Source organism: Bradyrhizobium canariense, assembly GCF_019402665.1.
Classification (GTDB): Bacteria; Pseudomonadota; Alphaproteobacteria; order Rhizobiales; family Xanthobacteraceae; genus Bradyrhizobium; species Bradyrhizobium canariense.
The window spans coordinates 94,444-107,333 of sequence record NZ_VSST01000012.1; the positions used below are offsets into that span (position 1 = coordinate 94,444).

The window sequence follows — 12,890 nt, forward strand, 5'->3', positions numbered from 1 at the left end:
CGACAGCTCGCTGGCGGTGGGAGGATCACGCTCAATCTGACAAATTGCAGCATCTAGTCCGAACAGCCGCCAGACCTGGCGGCTTTTTTATTGGCCGGCAGGGTCTCAAAATGACAAGGAGCCCGCCGTGCTGAGCACGACCGACGATCTTCGTATCCGCGAACTGAAAGAACTGAGCACGCCTGAAGAGGTGATGCGGGAAGTCCCGCGTACGCTCACCGCGACGCGCGTGGTGATGGCGGCACGCAACGCCATCCACGCGATCCTCAATGGCCAGGACGACCGGCTTCTGGTCGTGGTCGGCCCCTGCTCGGTGCATGATCCCAGGGCCGCGCTCGAATACGCCGAGCGCCTCGCGAGCTTGCGCGAAGAGCTTGCCGATCAACTTGAAATCGTGATGCGGGTCTATTTCGAGAAGCCACGCACCACGGTCGGCTGGAAGGGCCTGATCAACGATCCTGATCTGGACGGCAGCTTCGACATCAACAAGGGCCTGCGGCTGGCGCGCAACGTGCTCTCGGCCGTGAATAATCTCGGCCTGCCCGCCGGCACCGAATTCCTCGACATGACGACGCCGCAATACATTGCCGACCTCGTGTCCTGGGCCGCGATCGGCGCGCGCACGACCGAAAGCCAGATCCATCGCGAGCTGGCCTCGGGGCTGTCCTGCCCTGTGGGGTTCAAGAACGGCACCGACGGCAATGTGCGCATCGCGGCGGACGCGGTGAAGTCGGCCTCGAATCCGCATCATTTCATGGCGGTGACCAAGCTCGGCCGCTCGGCGATCGCCTCAACCGCGGGCAACGAGGATTGTCACATCATCCTGCGCGGCGGCAGCACGCCGAATTACAATGCGGCAAGCGTCGCAGCGGCCTGCAACGATCTGGCGAAAGCGAGCGTCGCACCGCTCGTGATGGTCGATGCGAGCCACGCCAATTCGAGCAAGAAGCCGGAAAACCAGCCGCTCGTGACAGCCGACATCGCCGGCCAGATTTCCGGCGGCGAGAACCGCATCATGGGGGTGATGGTCGAGAGCAATCTCGTCGCCGGACGCCAGGACGTGGTGGCGGGGAAGCCGCTCACCTATGGCCAGAGCATCACGGACGGATGCATCGACTGGGCGACCACGGCAACCGTGCTCAAACAGCTCGCTGACGCGGTCGAGATCCGGCGCAACACCAAACGCGCAGGGCTGCACGAGCGCTCCGCCTGACCGAACGATCGCGGGCGGGGTGAGGCTGTCGCACCCTGCCCGCTGCTCCGGCGCCTAGCAGCCGCGGCAGATGCTCTTGATCTTCTTGTCGAGCGCCTGATTTTCCTTGCTGAGGGGATCGTTCGGGTCGCTCAGGTTCTTCTCGCTGGGCACGTCGCCGACGCGCGGCTGGCGATGGCCCACGGGTGCCTGCGGCAGCGATCCGGACGCCGCGCCGCCCGATGTCGATCCCTTCGTGCCGCCGGTCTGCGCGACCGCCGCGCCGCCGAGCAAGACCGCGAGCGATACTGCCACCATGATCTTCTTCATGTCTCTCCCTCCATTCCTCGAGCCAGAATCTCCATCACGACCAATCAGGTCTCGGGCGGATAGAGGTGAACGTCGCCGCAATAATCCACGATACGATAGCGCGTTTCCGATGCCGCATCACCCGCATCAGGTGCGGTATTTTGCATCGGCAACACGTAATTCGGTCCCACCGGCGACTTGCCGGCGCCGCCGGGAATGTCGATGACATAGTCGGGCTGACACAGTCCCGACACCCGTCCGCGCAGCTGCCGCATCAAATCCTGCCCCTCGGCGAGCGTCGTTCGCAGATGCGCCGTGCCGGGCGCGAGATCGCCGTGATGCAGATAATAGGGCTTGATCCGGCATTCGACGAAAGCTCGCATCAAATCCGACAGAGCGGTCGCGTTGTCATTGACGCCGCGCAAAAGCACGGACTGGCTTACCATGGGAATTCCGGCATCGACCAGCCGCGCGCAGGCGGCACGCGCGGGCCCCGTCAGTTCGCGCGCATGGTTGGCATGCAGCGCCACCCAGGTGGTGGCGCCTTCGACCTTGAGCGCCCCGACCATCTCCTCGCTGATGCGCGCGGGCTCGGCCACGGGCACGCGGGTGTGAAGGCGGATGATCTTGACGTGATCGATTCCGGCAAGATCCGCCATGATCTCGCTCATCCGCCGCGGCGACAACATCAGGGGATCGCCCCCGGTCAGGATCACCTCCCAGATCTCGCTGTGCGATCGGATGTAGTCGATCGCGGCGCGATAGGCGCCGTCCGAGAGCGCGTTCTCCTTGCCGGGTCCAACCATCTCGCGGCGGAAGCAGAAGCGGCAATAGACCGCGCAGACGTGAACGAGCTTGAACAGCACACGGTCGGGATAGCGATGCACGATCCCGGGAACCGGCGAGTACGGATGATCGCCGATCGGATCTGCGTTCTCGCCCGGCTGCATCTCGAGCTCCGCGGCAGTCGGAACGAATTGCCGCGCGATGGGATCGTCGGGATCGGACCTGTCGATCAGATCGACCAGCGCCGGCGTGATCGCAACCGCATAGCGTGCGGCAACGCGATCGAGCACCGGCAGCGCTGTGGCTGATACCAGCTGCTCGGCGACAAGTTCGGCCGGCTCGCGCAATGTGCGCGCAAGATTGCTCTTCATCATGTCTCGCTTAACGCTTCATTTGCAGGCGGCGTCCAGACCACCTGATCAATTCGCGATGCGCCGCTCGCCAGCATCACCAGCCGGTCGAAACCGAGCGCGACGCCGCTCGCCTCCGGCATCGCCGCGACCGCGGCCAGAAAGTCCTCGTCCAGCGGATAGGCTTCGCCGTAGCGGCGTTGCTTCTCCGCCATGGATTGCGTGAAGCGCTTGCGCTGCTCCTCGACGTCGGTCAGTTCGCCAAAGCCGTTGGCGAGCTCGACACCGCAGGCGTAGATCTCGAACCGCTCGGCAACGCGGGGATCGCCTGCCTTCATGCGCGCCAGTGCCGCCTCTGGAGATGGGTATTCGAACAGAATGGTCAAATGCCCCTGCCCCAGATGCGGCTCGACATGCTCGACCAGAACCTTGCTGAAGATGTCGGACCAGGTGTCGTCCTCGGCCACACGGACCTTGCCGGCAGCGGCCCGGGCAAGCGCGGCGCGGTCGCCTTCGCCACCGGAAATGGTCGCAAGCAGGTCGATTCCCGCAAACTGCTCGAAGGCGCCGGCCACCGTCACAAGTTCAGGCTCGGCGAAGGGATCGGCGGTCCGGCCGCGGAAGGCGAAGGTGCCAATCCCGGTCGCTTGGGCGGCGCGGCCGATGAGGACGACGCAGTCGGCCATGATGGCGTCATAGGGGGCGCCTGCCCGGTACCATTCCAGCATGGTGAATTCGGGCAAATGCAGGTCGCCGCGCTCGCGGTCCCGGAACACCCGGGCGAACTCGAAAATCCGGGTCTCCCCGGCCGCCAGCAGCTTCTTGCAGGCGAATTCCGGCGAAGTCCGCAAATATCGGCTCACACGGCTGCCGTCGGGTCGCACGATCTCGGTCCGGGGGGCGTGCAGGTGGGTCTCGTTGCCCGGAGAGACCTGGAGAACGGAGGTTTCGACCTCGACAAAGCCCTGCTCGGCGAAAAATCCCCGTAGAGCCCCGGTGATTGCTCCCCTGGCCTGCAGGAAGGGCCGGCGGTCGAGATGCCGCGAGGGGGACCAGAACGGCGACATCGGCTTGTCCCCCGCCATTAACCGGCCGTCCCGCAGGCCAGCAAAATGCTGGCATCCAACGGCAAAACCAGTATGTTGCGGCCCGAAACGGGTGCCGCGGTCTGATTTGGGGCCCCAGGTCCCCCATCAATTTGACCACGTCCTGGCCCGAGCCGGGCCAAGCAAGCAGGAAATACAGCTTTGAGAGTCATCGCCAGTTCTATTCGCAAGGGCAACGTGATCGAGCAAGACGGCAAGCTATATGTCGTCGTGACCGCCGAGAACATCCATCCCGGCAAGGGCACCCCGGTCAGCCAGATCGAAATGCGCCGAATCTCGGACGGGGTAAAGATCTCCGAGCGCTACAAGACCACCGACCAGGTCGAGAAGGCCACGATCGAAGAGCGCAACTATACCTTCCTGTACGAAGATGGTGACGGCTATCACTTCATGAACCCGGAGACCTATGACCAGGTCCAGGTCTCCAAGGACGTGATCGGCGACGCGGCGGCCTATCTTCAGGAGAGCATGACGGTCAAGCTGTCGCTGCACGGCGCCAATCCCGTATCGATCGCCCTGCCGCAGCGCGTGACGCTGGAAGTGGTCGAGACGGAGCCCGTGACCAAAGGCCAGACCGCCTCCTCGTCCTACAAGCCCGCCGTGCTCTCGAACGGCCTGCGCACCACGGTGCCGCCGCACATCGCCGTCGGCACCCGAATCGTCGTGATGACCGAAGACGGCTCCTACTCCGAGCGCGCCAAGGACTGACGGGGCCAACGCGAGCGCAACAGGTGCCGCCGGGGGGCGAGACAGTGGTTGGGAAAGGTTTCCACTTCGTCTCGCAACTTCTGGCGTCGCTTTCGCTCCTCATTGCCTCTCCGCTCACTGCGGATGAATTCCGCAGCCCCTCGCTCACGGCGCTGCGCGTCGATTGGCGCGCGGCGCTCGATCAGCTGCGCACCGAAATCAACGCCCATCCCCGGGTCGCGGACGATTTCATCTTCGCGCCCCGTCGTTCGATGCCGCGCTATGATCCGCGCACGATGCCGGCGCTGGTGCAGCTCAACGCGATCTCCTCGCAATTCTTCACCGGCATCTCCCGCAGCTCCGTGCCCGTGCTGCTGCCGTTCGACGCTGCTGCGTATTTCGAAGCACGGCGCAATGGTGCGCCAGCGACCGTCGCGCTGTCGCGCTACCAGGCCGACTTCAATTCCGTCGACATGTTCGATGCCGGCCCCGCCGGCTACAGCGCGACCTTTTCGTTCGAGCCTGGTACCGGAGACGGCATGCCGAGCCGGGTCTTCGCAAGACCGGTCGAGGTGCAGATCACGGGTTCGGCGCTCGTCTATGACATTGCCGATCCCTCGGGCGGCAAGGGCGAGCCGGTCAAACCGCTCGCAGCGCTCTACCCGGACCTGCGCAAATTCATCCGGGAAGGCTATGTGCGCTACGCTTTCACCCGTTTCGGCGTCGCCTATGTGGTGTCGATCCAATGCCTCGACAGCGTCGCCAAGCCGCGGCGGCTTGCCTGCAAGGAGGCCTATCCGGTCGCCGAGCGCTTCCTGAAGGCGCTGCGCGTGGCGGGCGGCCAGCGCATGCGGCCGCTCACGGACATCGCTTCCAACATTCTCGATCGTCCCGCGGCGCGTTCCCCGGACTTCACCTATCGGCCGAGCGGCGACATCATCCCGAACACCGGTTATCGCAAGCAGGGCGGCCATCCCGACGTGATGGCCTACGCACAGATCCGCTTTCCTCTCGAGAAGGCGCCCGCTTTCGTACACTCGCAATCCTATGCCAAGCGCGACAAGATGGAGAGCACGACCGCTTACCCCTGGCGCGACAACTTCTGCGAATCCCGCAGTTTCGAGGTCTGGCAATGCGGCGGCGGTTATGGCCATCAGGGCGAGGACATCCGCGCGGCTGAGTGCCCATCGCCTGGTGAAGGCCGCCAAGCCTGTGATCCCAAGCAGCGCGCCATCGTCGCCGTGCGCGATGCGAGGGTCATACGCGCTTCCAAGGACCAGGCCGTGACGCTGCAAATCAACAGCCGGACCGAGCACATCCGTTTCCGCTACATGCATATGAACCCGCAGGCGCTGAACGCCGATGGCCTGCTCAATGGTCGCATCGTATCGGAGGGTGAGAAGATCGGCGTGGTCTCGAACTATCTCGATCATCCCGCCGGCACCTCGATGCACCTGCATTTCGACGTGCAGGTGTTCACCCGCGACGGCTGGATCTGGGTCAGTCCTTACGTCACGTTGGTCTCGGCGTACGAGCGTCTGATCCATGCCCGCGGCCGCGAGGTCGGCCCGGAGATCGCCGGCACGCCGCAGCCCGTGGCACATGCGCTGCCGGAGGACGTGCTCAAGCCGGACCTGCGCGAGGGATCGGGCGGCGACGAGAATTGACGCTGCTTGCGCCATCTAGACAGCCAACCAAACTGTCTGATGACGGTCCTATGACAGCGAATTGCACGCACACCGCCTGACCGGCCCGGCCTCCTTATGACGGAGCCTTCTCTGGCCTCGAAATTGTCTGGCCTCAGAATTGCTTTCCTCCCCGCGGGTAAACAGGATGAAGGGAAGGCACATGCGTTGTCTCACTATAGTGGCCGTTCTGGCCGTCGCGTTCGGCGTGCCGGCTCATGCGCAGGAATTGAGCGGGACCTTGAAGAAGATCAAGGACACCGGCGCGATCACACTCGGCGTGCGCGACAGCGCGGTGCCCTTCAGCTATATCGACGAGAAGCAGAAGACCGTCGGCTACGCCATCGACATCTGCATGAAGATCGTCGAGGAGATCAAGGCCGAGCTCAAGCTGGACAAGCTCGCGGTCAACGAGAACCTGGTCACCTCGTCCAGCCGCATTCCGCTGATGGCGAACGGCACCGTCGATCTCGAATGCGGCTCGACGACCAACAACGCCGATCGCCAGAAACAAGTGTGGTTCACCAACACGCATTTCCTCACGGCGAGCCGCTTCGTGTCCAAGAAGACTTCGAAGCTCGACCAAATCGACGATCTCAAGGGCAAGGCCGTCGTCTCGGTCTCGGGCACCACCAACATCACGCAGCTCAACAAGGCCAATGCGGCCCGCTCGCTCGACATCACCGTGATGAACGCAAAGGATGTCCCCGAAGGGTTCCTGATGGTCGAGACCGACCGGGCCGTGGCCTTCGTCATGGACGACATCCAGCTGGCGGCGATGATCGCCTCCTCGAAGGATCCGTCGCTGTACGCGATCAGCACCGGCGCGTTCTCCGATCCGGAGCCTTACGGCATCATGCTGCGCAAGGACGACGCGCCGTTCAAGGCGGTGGTCGATCGCGCGACCGCAAAACTCTACAAGAGCCCGGAGATCGAGCAGATCTACAACAAATGGTTCATGGAGCCGGTGCCGCCGCGCGGCCTGAACTTTCACGTACCCATGCCGGTGTCGATGAAGAAGTCGTTCGAGCATCCGTCGGACAATCCTGATCCAGCATCCTACGGCGGCTGACGAGAGAGCACGCTGGTAACGTAGCCCGGATGAGCGAAGCGACATCCGGGACTCACGCGACGACTGCCCCGGGTGTCGCTTCGCTCACCCGGGCTACGGATCAATCCAGCAACGTCGTGAGTTGCGCGCCCTCGTCCGCCACGAACACCGCGATCAATTCTGCCGGCTCCGTGGTACTCGCATTGGCCGAGACCAGATGGGTCGAGCCGGGCGGCTCGAAGAAGGACTGGCCGACGCCGAACGTCTCGACCGGGCCGCCGCCGAGCTGGGAGCGGATCTCGCCCTTGGTGATGTAGGCGGTGACGGATCCTGCGTGACGATGCGGCCGCGAGAACCCGCCGGGGCCGTAGAACACGCGCACGATCGTGACGCGCTTGCCGGGCACGTTCGGCAGCGGGTAGGAGCCGATCGGTTCGACCTTGTCGAGCGGCGAGCTTTCGGCGGCGGTGGCGCAGAGCGGCGAGAGTGCGCCGGAAATGGTGTCCATCGTCACCGGCAGCGCTTTGCCGATCGCAAGCGCGCAGGCAAGCCCGCCGACGACGGCGATCGCCATCGAACGCGATGACGCCGGGCGCGGCGCGGTGGGAACACTCATTGCTGTCATCGTGATCTCCCTTCGTTGCAATCAGGACGCTGCGGCATTGGCTTCGACGGGCCGCGTCGCCGGCGTCCAGCGAAACGCCGCACCGAAACGGTTCCAGACGTTGATCGAGGCGACCGCCGAGGTCAGGTACGTCAGCTCAGTCTCGGAGAATTCACGGCTCGCCTCGGCGTACACGTCTTCGCCGACGCCGTCGGGCAGGCAGGTCAGCGCCTCGGCCCAGGCCAGCGCGGCACGTTCGCGCGCGGAAAAGATCGGCGCCTCGCGCCAGGCCACGACCAAATTGAGCTTGTCGACGGGCACGCCGATCCGCTCCGAAAGCAGGATGTGATGCTGCAGGCAGAAGGCGCAGCCGTTGATCTGCGATGCCCGCAGCTTGACCAGTTCGAGAAGCTGCTTGTCGAGGCCGGCCTTGGCCGCGACCTGGCCGAGCGCCAGCACCAGCTCATACGCGTCGGGCGCGATCCTCTTGAAATCCTCGTATTCGCTGCGGGCGTGTGACATTGCCGTTCACCTCGTGGTATTGTAAGAGTGCTGAGACATTATAAGAGCACTTACATGTTGCGCAAGCCGCCTGATATCACGAGATCGCAACCGCGGCGGAAGGCCCCCACGTCTGCCCCGGCGGTGCGCGTGCCAGCCCCAGGGGAAGGCAAGCGCGGCGAGCAGGGCTATCTCGGCTATCTGCTGCGCCAAGCCCACGCCGCGGTCCGTCTGACGATGGAGCGGTCGCTGGCCGATCTCGGTGTCACCTCACCGCAATTCGCGGTGCTGACCATGCTCAACGCCTATCCGGGCCTCTCGGGCGCCGACATTGCCCGCCTCACCTTTCTGACGCCCCAGACCGTCGGCGTCATCATCCGCAATCTCGAACGTGACGGTGCGATTGTGATGACGCCGCATCCCGTCCACGGCCGCATCCAGCAATGGACACTGACGCCGCGCGGCGCGACGCTTTTGAAAGCGTGCCGGGAAAGGGTGATCGCGTTGGAGAAGCGGCTGGCCGCCGGGCTCGATGCCAAGGCCGAGGCAAGCATTCGCCGGTGGCTCGCAGGCATCGCGGCCGATTTGCAGGAGGACTAGCCGAAGCGCGTTCGCCGCTGACGGGCGCTAGTCGCCGCCTCCTCCGTCGCCGCAGCCGCCACCGTCCGAATCCGAGAAGTCACTGACGGTACCGTCGCCTTGAATACCGCGCCCAAAGTTCTCCGCGAGGATCATCAGGATGACGACGAACAACCCGGCGCCGAACGGCCAGGGATTAGCGCGGATGATGTCGAACAGCTCCTGCATTCACGCATTGTGCGCAGACGGAAGCGAATCGACCGTAAAGCGACAGGCCCAAAACTGGGGGTATCCGACCCGCTGCAGGCGCGCCCTATTTCCCCTTCAACGCTTTCTTAACCTCGCCATCGGGCCAGGTCTCGCCCGCGGCAATCACCCGGACGCGGCTTTGATCGGTGTCATTCACCAGCTCATGCGAACTCACCCGGTCGCAGCTTCGCTCCAGGCGCAGGTCGGTTTCGGGCTTCCAGCTCAGCGTGGTCGCGAGATCGCCGGGAAAGATCTGCCATTGCGATCCGTCGTCGAGTTCGACGACATGACTTTCCGCATGCGCGCGTATCTTCATTCCACCCCGAATTATCGATGAACGGACTGCGTGCGACGGCAGGCCCCGGCCATCGGCCGGGGCCCCACTCCATCAGTCGTTGTCGTGATGAATCACGGTCTTGCTGCGATTGCCGAATTCATCTTCCTTCTTGATCACCGTGGTGCGATCGGCAGGTTCACGCTCCTTGATGACGGTGGTGCGGTCGCGATCGCGGTCCCGCTCACGATATTCGTGAGACTGTCCGACCGTCACGCCGGCACCGACCGGACCGACGTGAACGCCGACTTCGTCGGCAAAAGCAGGCGCAGCGATGGCGGTGACCATGGCCGCGGCAAACAGATATTTCCTCATCTTCTTCTCCTCCAAATTGGTGCTGGGGGAATGCGGGAGTGCGACAGTTTGTTCCGGGGAACGCGGGGCCCGCGTCTGTTCCTCCAGTTCCAGGAACCGGTCACAGCCGCCATGTTTCCCGCTAGAATGCATCCATGAAACACGCTGATTCTATATCCTCTCGCAGCCGCCGCGCTCTGCTTCGATCGACGCTCGGAGCAGCCGCCCTCATCGCATTCCCAACGCGCATCCTGGCCGCGCCTCCGGGCTTCGAGGAATGGCGTGAGGGTTTTCGCGCTCGTGCAATGGCCAAGGGCATCTCGGCTGCGACATGGCAGCGCGCGATGGCGCGGGTCGAGCCCGACATGAGCGTCTTCAAGCAAATGCGCAACCAGCCCGAATTCCACGAGCAGGTCTGGCAATACATCAATCGCCGCGTCTCCGACTGGCGCATCATCAACGGCAAGATCGCGCTGAAGAACAACGAGGCGCTGCTCGCGCGCATCGAGCGCGATTTCGGCGTCGGGCGCGGTACGCTGCTGGCGCTGTGGGGCGTCGAGTCCGCCTATGGCGATCCGCTGGTGCAGCAGAACCACATGACGCCGGTGTTTCCCTCGCTCGCCGCCCTCGCCTGGAACGAGCCGCGCCGAAAAGCCTATTGGGAAACCGAGCTGATCAACGCGCTGCGCATTGTCGACAAGGGCTGGAGCACGCCGGAGCAGATGCAGGGATCCTGGGCCGGCGCAATGGGGCATTCGCAATGGATGCCGGAAGTCTGGCTCAATGTCGGCATCGACTATGACGGCGACGGCAAGGTGTCGCCGTTCGGCAAGCCCGACGACGCGTTGGGCTCGACCGCAAAATATCTCGTCAATCGCGGCAAATGGCACCGCGGCGAGCATTGGGGCTACGAGGTGCGCACGCCCGGTGAGATGAGCGGCAGCCGGACCTATGCGGCTTGGCAGGCGGCCGGCGTCACCCGCGCCGACGGCCAGCCGTTTCCGCAAGCCTCCGCATCCGCGCAGATGTGGACGCCGGTTGCGGGCGGGCCGACATTTCTGCTGGGACCGAATTTCAACGCGGTGAAGAGCTACAATCCCTCGATGAACTATGCGCTGGCGATCTGCCATCTCGGCGACCGCTGCCTCGGCGCCCCGCCTTTCATCCAGCCATTCCCCGGCTCCGAGCGCGCATTGACGCTCGCCGAGGTGCAGGAGATGCAGACGCGCCTGACCAAGGCGGGTTTCGATACCGGCGGCACCGATGGCCGTGTCGGCAACGACACCATGAAAGCGATCAAGGACTTTCAGCAGCGCGCGGGCATCACGCCTGCGGACGGCTATGGCGGGCTGAAGGTGCTGGCGAAGCTGCGCCAGGGGTCTTAGTTATGGCTCCATCCGGGCTACGACGCGATCGCTAGTGCCGGTACTGCGGCTCTTCCGCATCGAGCTGGCGGCGGATTGCGGCAAGATGCAGCCGCGCGGATTCGGAATCGCCCTCGCGCATCTGCCTGTAGGTTTCGGCCGCAATCGCGGGATCGACCGGCAGCACCTGTCGCCCGGTCGACATCGCCAACACCTGCACCTCGGCGGCGCGTTCGAGATAATAAAGATCGTCCCAGGCCTCCGCGATGGTCGGCGCCAGCACCATCACGCCGTGATGCTTCATGAAGATGATGTCGGCATCCCCCACGGCCGACGCGATGCGTGCGCCTTCGCGGTTGTCGAGTGCGAGGCCGTTGTAGTCGCGGTCCACGGCCGTTCGACCGTAGAATTTCAGCGCGGTCTGGCCGGCCCAGATCAGCGGATCCCCCTCGGTCATCGACAGCGCCGTGGCGTAGGGCATGTGGGTGTGGAAGGCGACCTTGGCGCGCGGCAGGCGCTTGTGCATCTCGGCATGGATGTAGAACGCGGTCGCCTCGGGCACGCCCTCGCCCTCGAGCACATTGCCGTGGAAGTCGCAGATCAGAAGTTTTGACGCGGTCAGCTCGCGGAAGGCGTAGCCGTAAGGGTTGACCAGGAAGAGATCGTCATGGCCCGGCACCACGGCCGAGAAGTGGTTGCAGATGCCCTCCTCAAAGCCGTTGCGCGCCGCCATCCTAAAGCAGGCGGCAAGATCCTCGCGCGCGCTGCGGATCGCGTCGCTCGCGAGATCCGGACGGTTCGATCGAAACGTTGCTGGCGTGGATGACGAAGAGTGAAGGCTGTGCGCCATGGCGGAAGGACACCTCTGTCGATCGGACGACGCCCGCGTTGTACAGGTCCGACGCCTGCGCGTCAGCCCCCGCGGGCGCCACCCTGCCCTTCGCAGCCCGCGCGGCGGGCTATTGCCGCCGCGGCACGCCGCCAGCATTCATGCCGCCGTCGATGACGAGCTCGCTGCCGGTGACGTAGCGCGAGGCATCGGAGGCCAGATACAGCACGCCAGAGGCAATTTCCGCAGCCTGACCGGCGCGGCCGAGCGGCGTTACGACGCGCGCACGCTCCTCGGGATCGATCGGCGCATTGCCCTGGTTGCCGGTCGCGCCCGTCGGGATCTTGCCCCAAATCGGCGTGTCGATGATGCCGGGATGGACGGAGTTGACGCGGATGCCGTCACAGGCCGCCGCGCACTCCATCGCGATCGACTTTGCGAACAGCCGCACGCCGCCCTTGGTCGCTGAATAGGCCGACAGCCCGGGCGCGCCGCGCAGGCCCGCAAGCGAGGACATCATGACGATCGAGCCGCCGCCGGTCTTGCGCATCAGGGGCAGGCAATGCTTGACCGAGAGGAAGACGCCGTCGAGGTTGATCGCGTTCTGCTTGCGCCAATCGCTGAGCGTCATGTCGACGATCGAGGGCACGGCAATGCCGGTGCCGGCGTTGGAGACGAGAATATCGAGCCGGCCAAAGCGCTTCGCGATCTCGGCTGTGATCTCGATCCAGCGCTCTTCGCTGGTGACGTCCTGCTCCAGGAAAATCGCCTTGCCACCGGCCTTGGTGATGCTATTGGCGAGCTCGGGGCCGCGCAGCTCGTCGATGTCGGTGGCGATGACGGTGGCGCCCTCGCGCGCGAACATCTCGACGACGGCCTCGCCGATGCCAGAGGCGCCGCCGGTCACCAGCGCGACCTTGCCCTCAACCTGCCCTGCCATGTTCACTCCCTTTTTTGCTATTCGTTTTTT

Annotated in this window: 16 protein-coding genes; 6 read left to right on the plus strand and 10 right to left on the minus strand. The window is 64.5% G+C overall.

What is annotated here, in order from left to right; translation table 11 throughout:
* The first annotated feature begins 127 nt into the window (after positions 1–127).
* Positions 128–1,213, plus strand: coding sequence for a 3-deoxy-7-phosphoheptulonate synthase (locus tag FXB41_RS05180; RefSeq protein ID WP_007591423.1), 1,086 nt, complete (start codon positions 128–130; stop codon positions 1,211–1,213).
* Positions 1,214–1,267: 54 nt separating this feature from the next.
* Here the strand turns inward: FXB41_RS05180 and FXB41_RS05185 are convergent, their stop codons facing one another.
* The 3 genes from FXB41_RS05185 to epmA are packed head-to-tail and all read right to left on the minus strand — an operon-like array spanning position 1,268 to position 3,722.
* Positions 1,268–1,522, minus strand: a complete 255-nt coding sequence (locus FXB41_RS05185) for a hypothetical protein (protein ID WP_007591425.1) — start codon at positions 1,520–1,522, stop codon at positions 1,268–1,270.
* A 44-nt stretch (positions 1,523–1,566) separates the two neighbouring features.
* Positions 1,567–2,661, minus strand: a complete 1,095-nt coding sequence (locus FXB41_RS05190) for a lysine-2,3-aminomutase-like protein (RefSeq protein ID WP_035992751.1) — start codon at positions 2,659–2,661, stop codon at positions 1,567–1,569.
* On the minus strand, positions 2,658–3,722 hold the full coding sequence (gene epmA / locus FXB41_RS05195) for an EF-P lysine aminoacylase EpmA (RefSeq protein ID WP_219680244.1): 1,065 nt from the start codon (positions 3,720–3,722) through the stop codon (positions 2,658–2,660). Before epmA ends, FXB41_RS05190 begins: the two co-directional genes overlap by 4 nt.
* Before the next feature lie 162 nt (positions 3,723–3,884).
* Here epmA and efp point away from each other — a divergent pair, with 162 nt between their 5' ends.
* The 3 genes from efp (at position 3,885) to FXB41_RS05210 (ending at position 7,187) form a co-directional block, all read left to right on the plus strand.
* The gene (gene efp / locus FXB41_RS05200; RefSeq protein WP_007591435.1) at positions 3,885–4,451 is read left to right on the plus strand and encodes an elongation factor P; all 567 of its coding nucleotides are present in this window, start codon (positions 3,885–3,887) and stop codon (positions 4,449–4,451) included.
* Between the two features lie 23 nt (positions 4,452–4,474).
* Positions 4,475–6,097 carry a M23 family metallopeptidase gene (locus FXB41_RS05205; protein WP_219680247.1) on the plus strand — a complete coding sequence of 541 codons (1,623 nt, stop codon included), beginning with the start codon at positions 4,475–4,477 and terminating at the stop codon, positions 6,095–6,097.
* 181 nt (positions 6,098–6,278) lie between these two features.
* Positions 6,279–7,187, plus strand: a complete 909-nt coding sequence (locus tag FXB41_RS05210; protein WP_007591441.1) for an amino acid ABC transporter substrate-binding protein — start codon at positions 6,279–6,281, stop codon at positions 7,185–7,187.
* Positions 7,188–7,287: 100 nt separating this feature from the next.
* Here FXB41_RS05210 and FXB41_RS05215 read toward each other — a convergent pair whose 3' ends face one another.
* Together FXB41_RS05215 and FXB41_RS05220 are read right to left on the minus strand one after the other, a co-directional pair.
* Positions 7,288–7,791, minus strand: coding sequence for a cupin domain-containing protein (locus tag FXB41_RS05215; protein ID WP_219680250.1), 504 nt, complete (start codon positions 7,789–7,791; stop codon positions 7,288–7,290).
* Positions 7,792–7,812: 21 nt separating this feature from the next.
* The gene (locus FXB41_RS05220; protein WP_219680253.1) at positions 7,813–8,292 is read right to left on the minus strand and encodes a carboxymuconolactone decarboxylase family protein; all 480 of its coding nucleotides are present in this window, start codon (positions 8,290–8,292) and stop codon (positions 7,813–7,815) included.
* Between the two features lie 54 nt (positions 8,293–8,346).
* Here FXB41_RS05220 and FXB41_RS05225 point away from each other — a divergent pair, with 54 nt between their 5' ends.
* Positions 8,347–8,871: a MarR family winged helix-turn-helix transcriptional regulator gene (locus FXB41_RS05225; RefSeq protein ID WP_219680258.1), complete on the plus strand. Its 525-nt coding sequence runs from the start codon at positions 8,347–8,349 to the stop codon at positions 8,869–8,871.
* Between the two features lie 27 nt (positions 8,872–8,898).
* Here FXB41_RS05225 and FXB41_RS05230 read toward each other — a convergent pair whose 3' ends face one another.
* The 3 genes from FXB41_RS05230 to FXB41_RS05240 all read right to left on the minus strand — a co-directional run bounded on the left by FXB41_RS05230 (position 8,899) and on the right by FXB41_RS05240 (position 9,748).
* Entirely contained in the window at positions 8,899–9,078 is a 180-nt protein-coding gene (locus FXB41_RS05230; RefSeq protein ID WP_219680260.1) for a hypothetical protein, read from the minus strand.
* Between the two features lie 85 nt (positions 9,079–9,163).
* Positions 9,164–9,415, minus strand: coding sequence for a hypothetical protein (locus FXB41_RS05235; RefSeq protein WP_219680262.1), 252 nt, complete (start codon positions 9,413–9,415; stop codon positions 9,164–9,166).
* Between the two features lie 72 nt (positions 9,416–9,487).
* Entirely contained in the window at positions 9,488–9,748 is a 261-nt protein-coding gene (locus tag FXB41_RS05240; protein ID WP_219680264.1) for a hypothetical protein, read from the minus strand.
* Between the two features lie 134 nt (positions 9,749–9,882).
* On the opposite strand from FXB41_RS05240, the gene FXB41_RS05245 reads away from it, so the two are divergent.
* Positions 9,883–11,112: a lytic murein transglycosylase gene (locus FXB41_RS05245; RefSeq protein WP_219680266.1), complete on the plus strand. Its 1,230-nt coding sequence runs from the start codon at positions 9,883–9,885 to the stop codon at positions 11,110–11,112.
* Positions 11,113–11,143: 31 nt separating this feature from the next.
* Here FXB41_RS05245 and FXB41_RS05250 read toward each other — a convergent pair whose 3' ends face one another.
* A complete protein-coding gene (locus FXB41_RS05250; protein WP_219680267.1) occupies positions 11,144–11,941 on the minus strand; it encodes an aldolase in 798 nt (265 codons plus the stop codon).
* Positions 11,942–12,050: 109 nt separating this feature from the next.
* On the minus strand, positions 12,051–12,860 hold the full coding sequence (locus tag FXB41_RS05255; protein WP_219680269.1) for an SDR family NAD(P)-dependent oxidoreductase: 810 nt from the start codon (positions 12,858–12,860) through the stop codon (positions 12,051–12,053).
* Positions 12,861–12,890 lie beyond the last annotated feature (30 nt).

What these genes read in the sequence shown, in the direction of transcription:
- FXB41_RS05185 (WP_007591425.1), bottom strand. Translation starts at nt 1,522, where the DNA reads ATGAAGAAGATCATGGTGGCAGTATCGCTCGCGGTCTTGCTCGGCGGC.
- FXB41_RS05190 (WP_035992751.1), bottom strand. Translation starts at nt 2,661, where the DNA reads ATGATGAAGAGCAATCTTGCGCGCACATTGCGCGAGCCGGCCGAACTT.
- epmA (WP_219680244.1), bottom strand. Translation starts at nt 3,722, where the DNA reads ATGGCGGGGGACAAGCCGATGTCGCCGTTCTGGTCCCCCTCGCGGCAT.
- FXB41_RS05210 (WP_007591441.1), top strand. Translation starts at nt 6,279, where the DNA reads ATGCGTTGTCTCACTATAGTGGCCGTTCTGGCCGTCGCGTTCGGCGTG.
- FXB41_RS05215 (WP_219680250.1), bottom strand. Translation starts at nt 7,791, where the DNA reads ATGACAGCAATGAGTGTTCCCACCGCGCCGCGCCCGGCGTCATCGCGT.
- FXB41_RS05220 (WP_219680253.1), bottom strand. Translation starts at nt 8,292, where the DNA reads ATGTCACACGCCCGCAGCGAATACGAGGATTTCAAGAGGATCGCGCCC.
- FXB41_RS05225 (WP_219680258.1), top strand. Translation starts at nt 8,347, where the DNA reads ATGTTGCGCAAGCCGCCTGATATCACGAGATCGCAACCGCGGCGGAAG.
- FXB41_RS05230 (WP_219680260.1), bottom strand. Translation starts at nt 9,078, where the DNA reads ATGCAGGAGCTGTTCGACATCATCCGCGCTAATCCCTGGCCGTTCGGC.
- FXB41_RS05235 (WP_219680262.1), bottom strand. Translation starts at nt 9,415, where the DNA reads ATGAAGATACGCGCGCATGCGGAAAGTCATGTCGTCGAACTCGACGAC.
- FXB41_RS05240 (WP_219680264.1), bottom strand. Translation starts at nt 9,748, where the DNA reads ATGAGGAAATATCTGTTTGCCGCGGCCATGGTCACCGCCATCGCTGCG.
- FXB41_RS05245 (WP_219680266.1), top strand. Translation starts at nt 9,883, where the DNA reads ATGAAACACGCTGATTCTATATCCTCTCGCAGCCGCCGCGCTCTGCTT.
- FXB41_RS05250 (WP_219680267.1), bottom strand. Translation starts at nt 11,941, where the DNA reads ATGGCGCACAGCCTTCACTCTTCGTCATCCACGCCAGCAACGTTTCGA.
- FXB41_RS05255 (WP_219680269.1), bottom strand. Translation starts at nt 12,860, where the DNA reads ATGGCAGGGCAGGTTGAGGGCAAGGTCGCGCTGGTGACCGGCGGCGCC.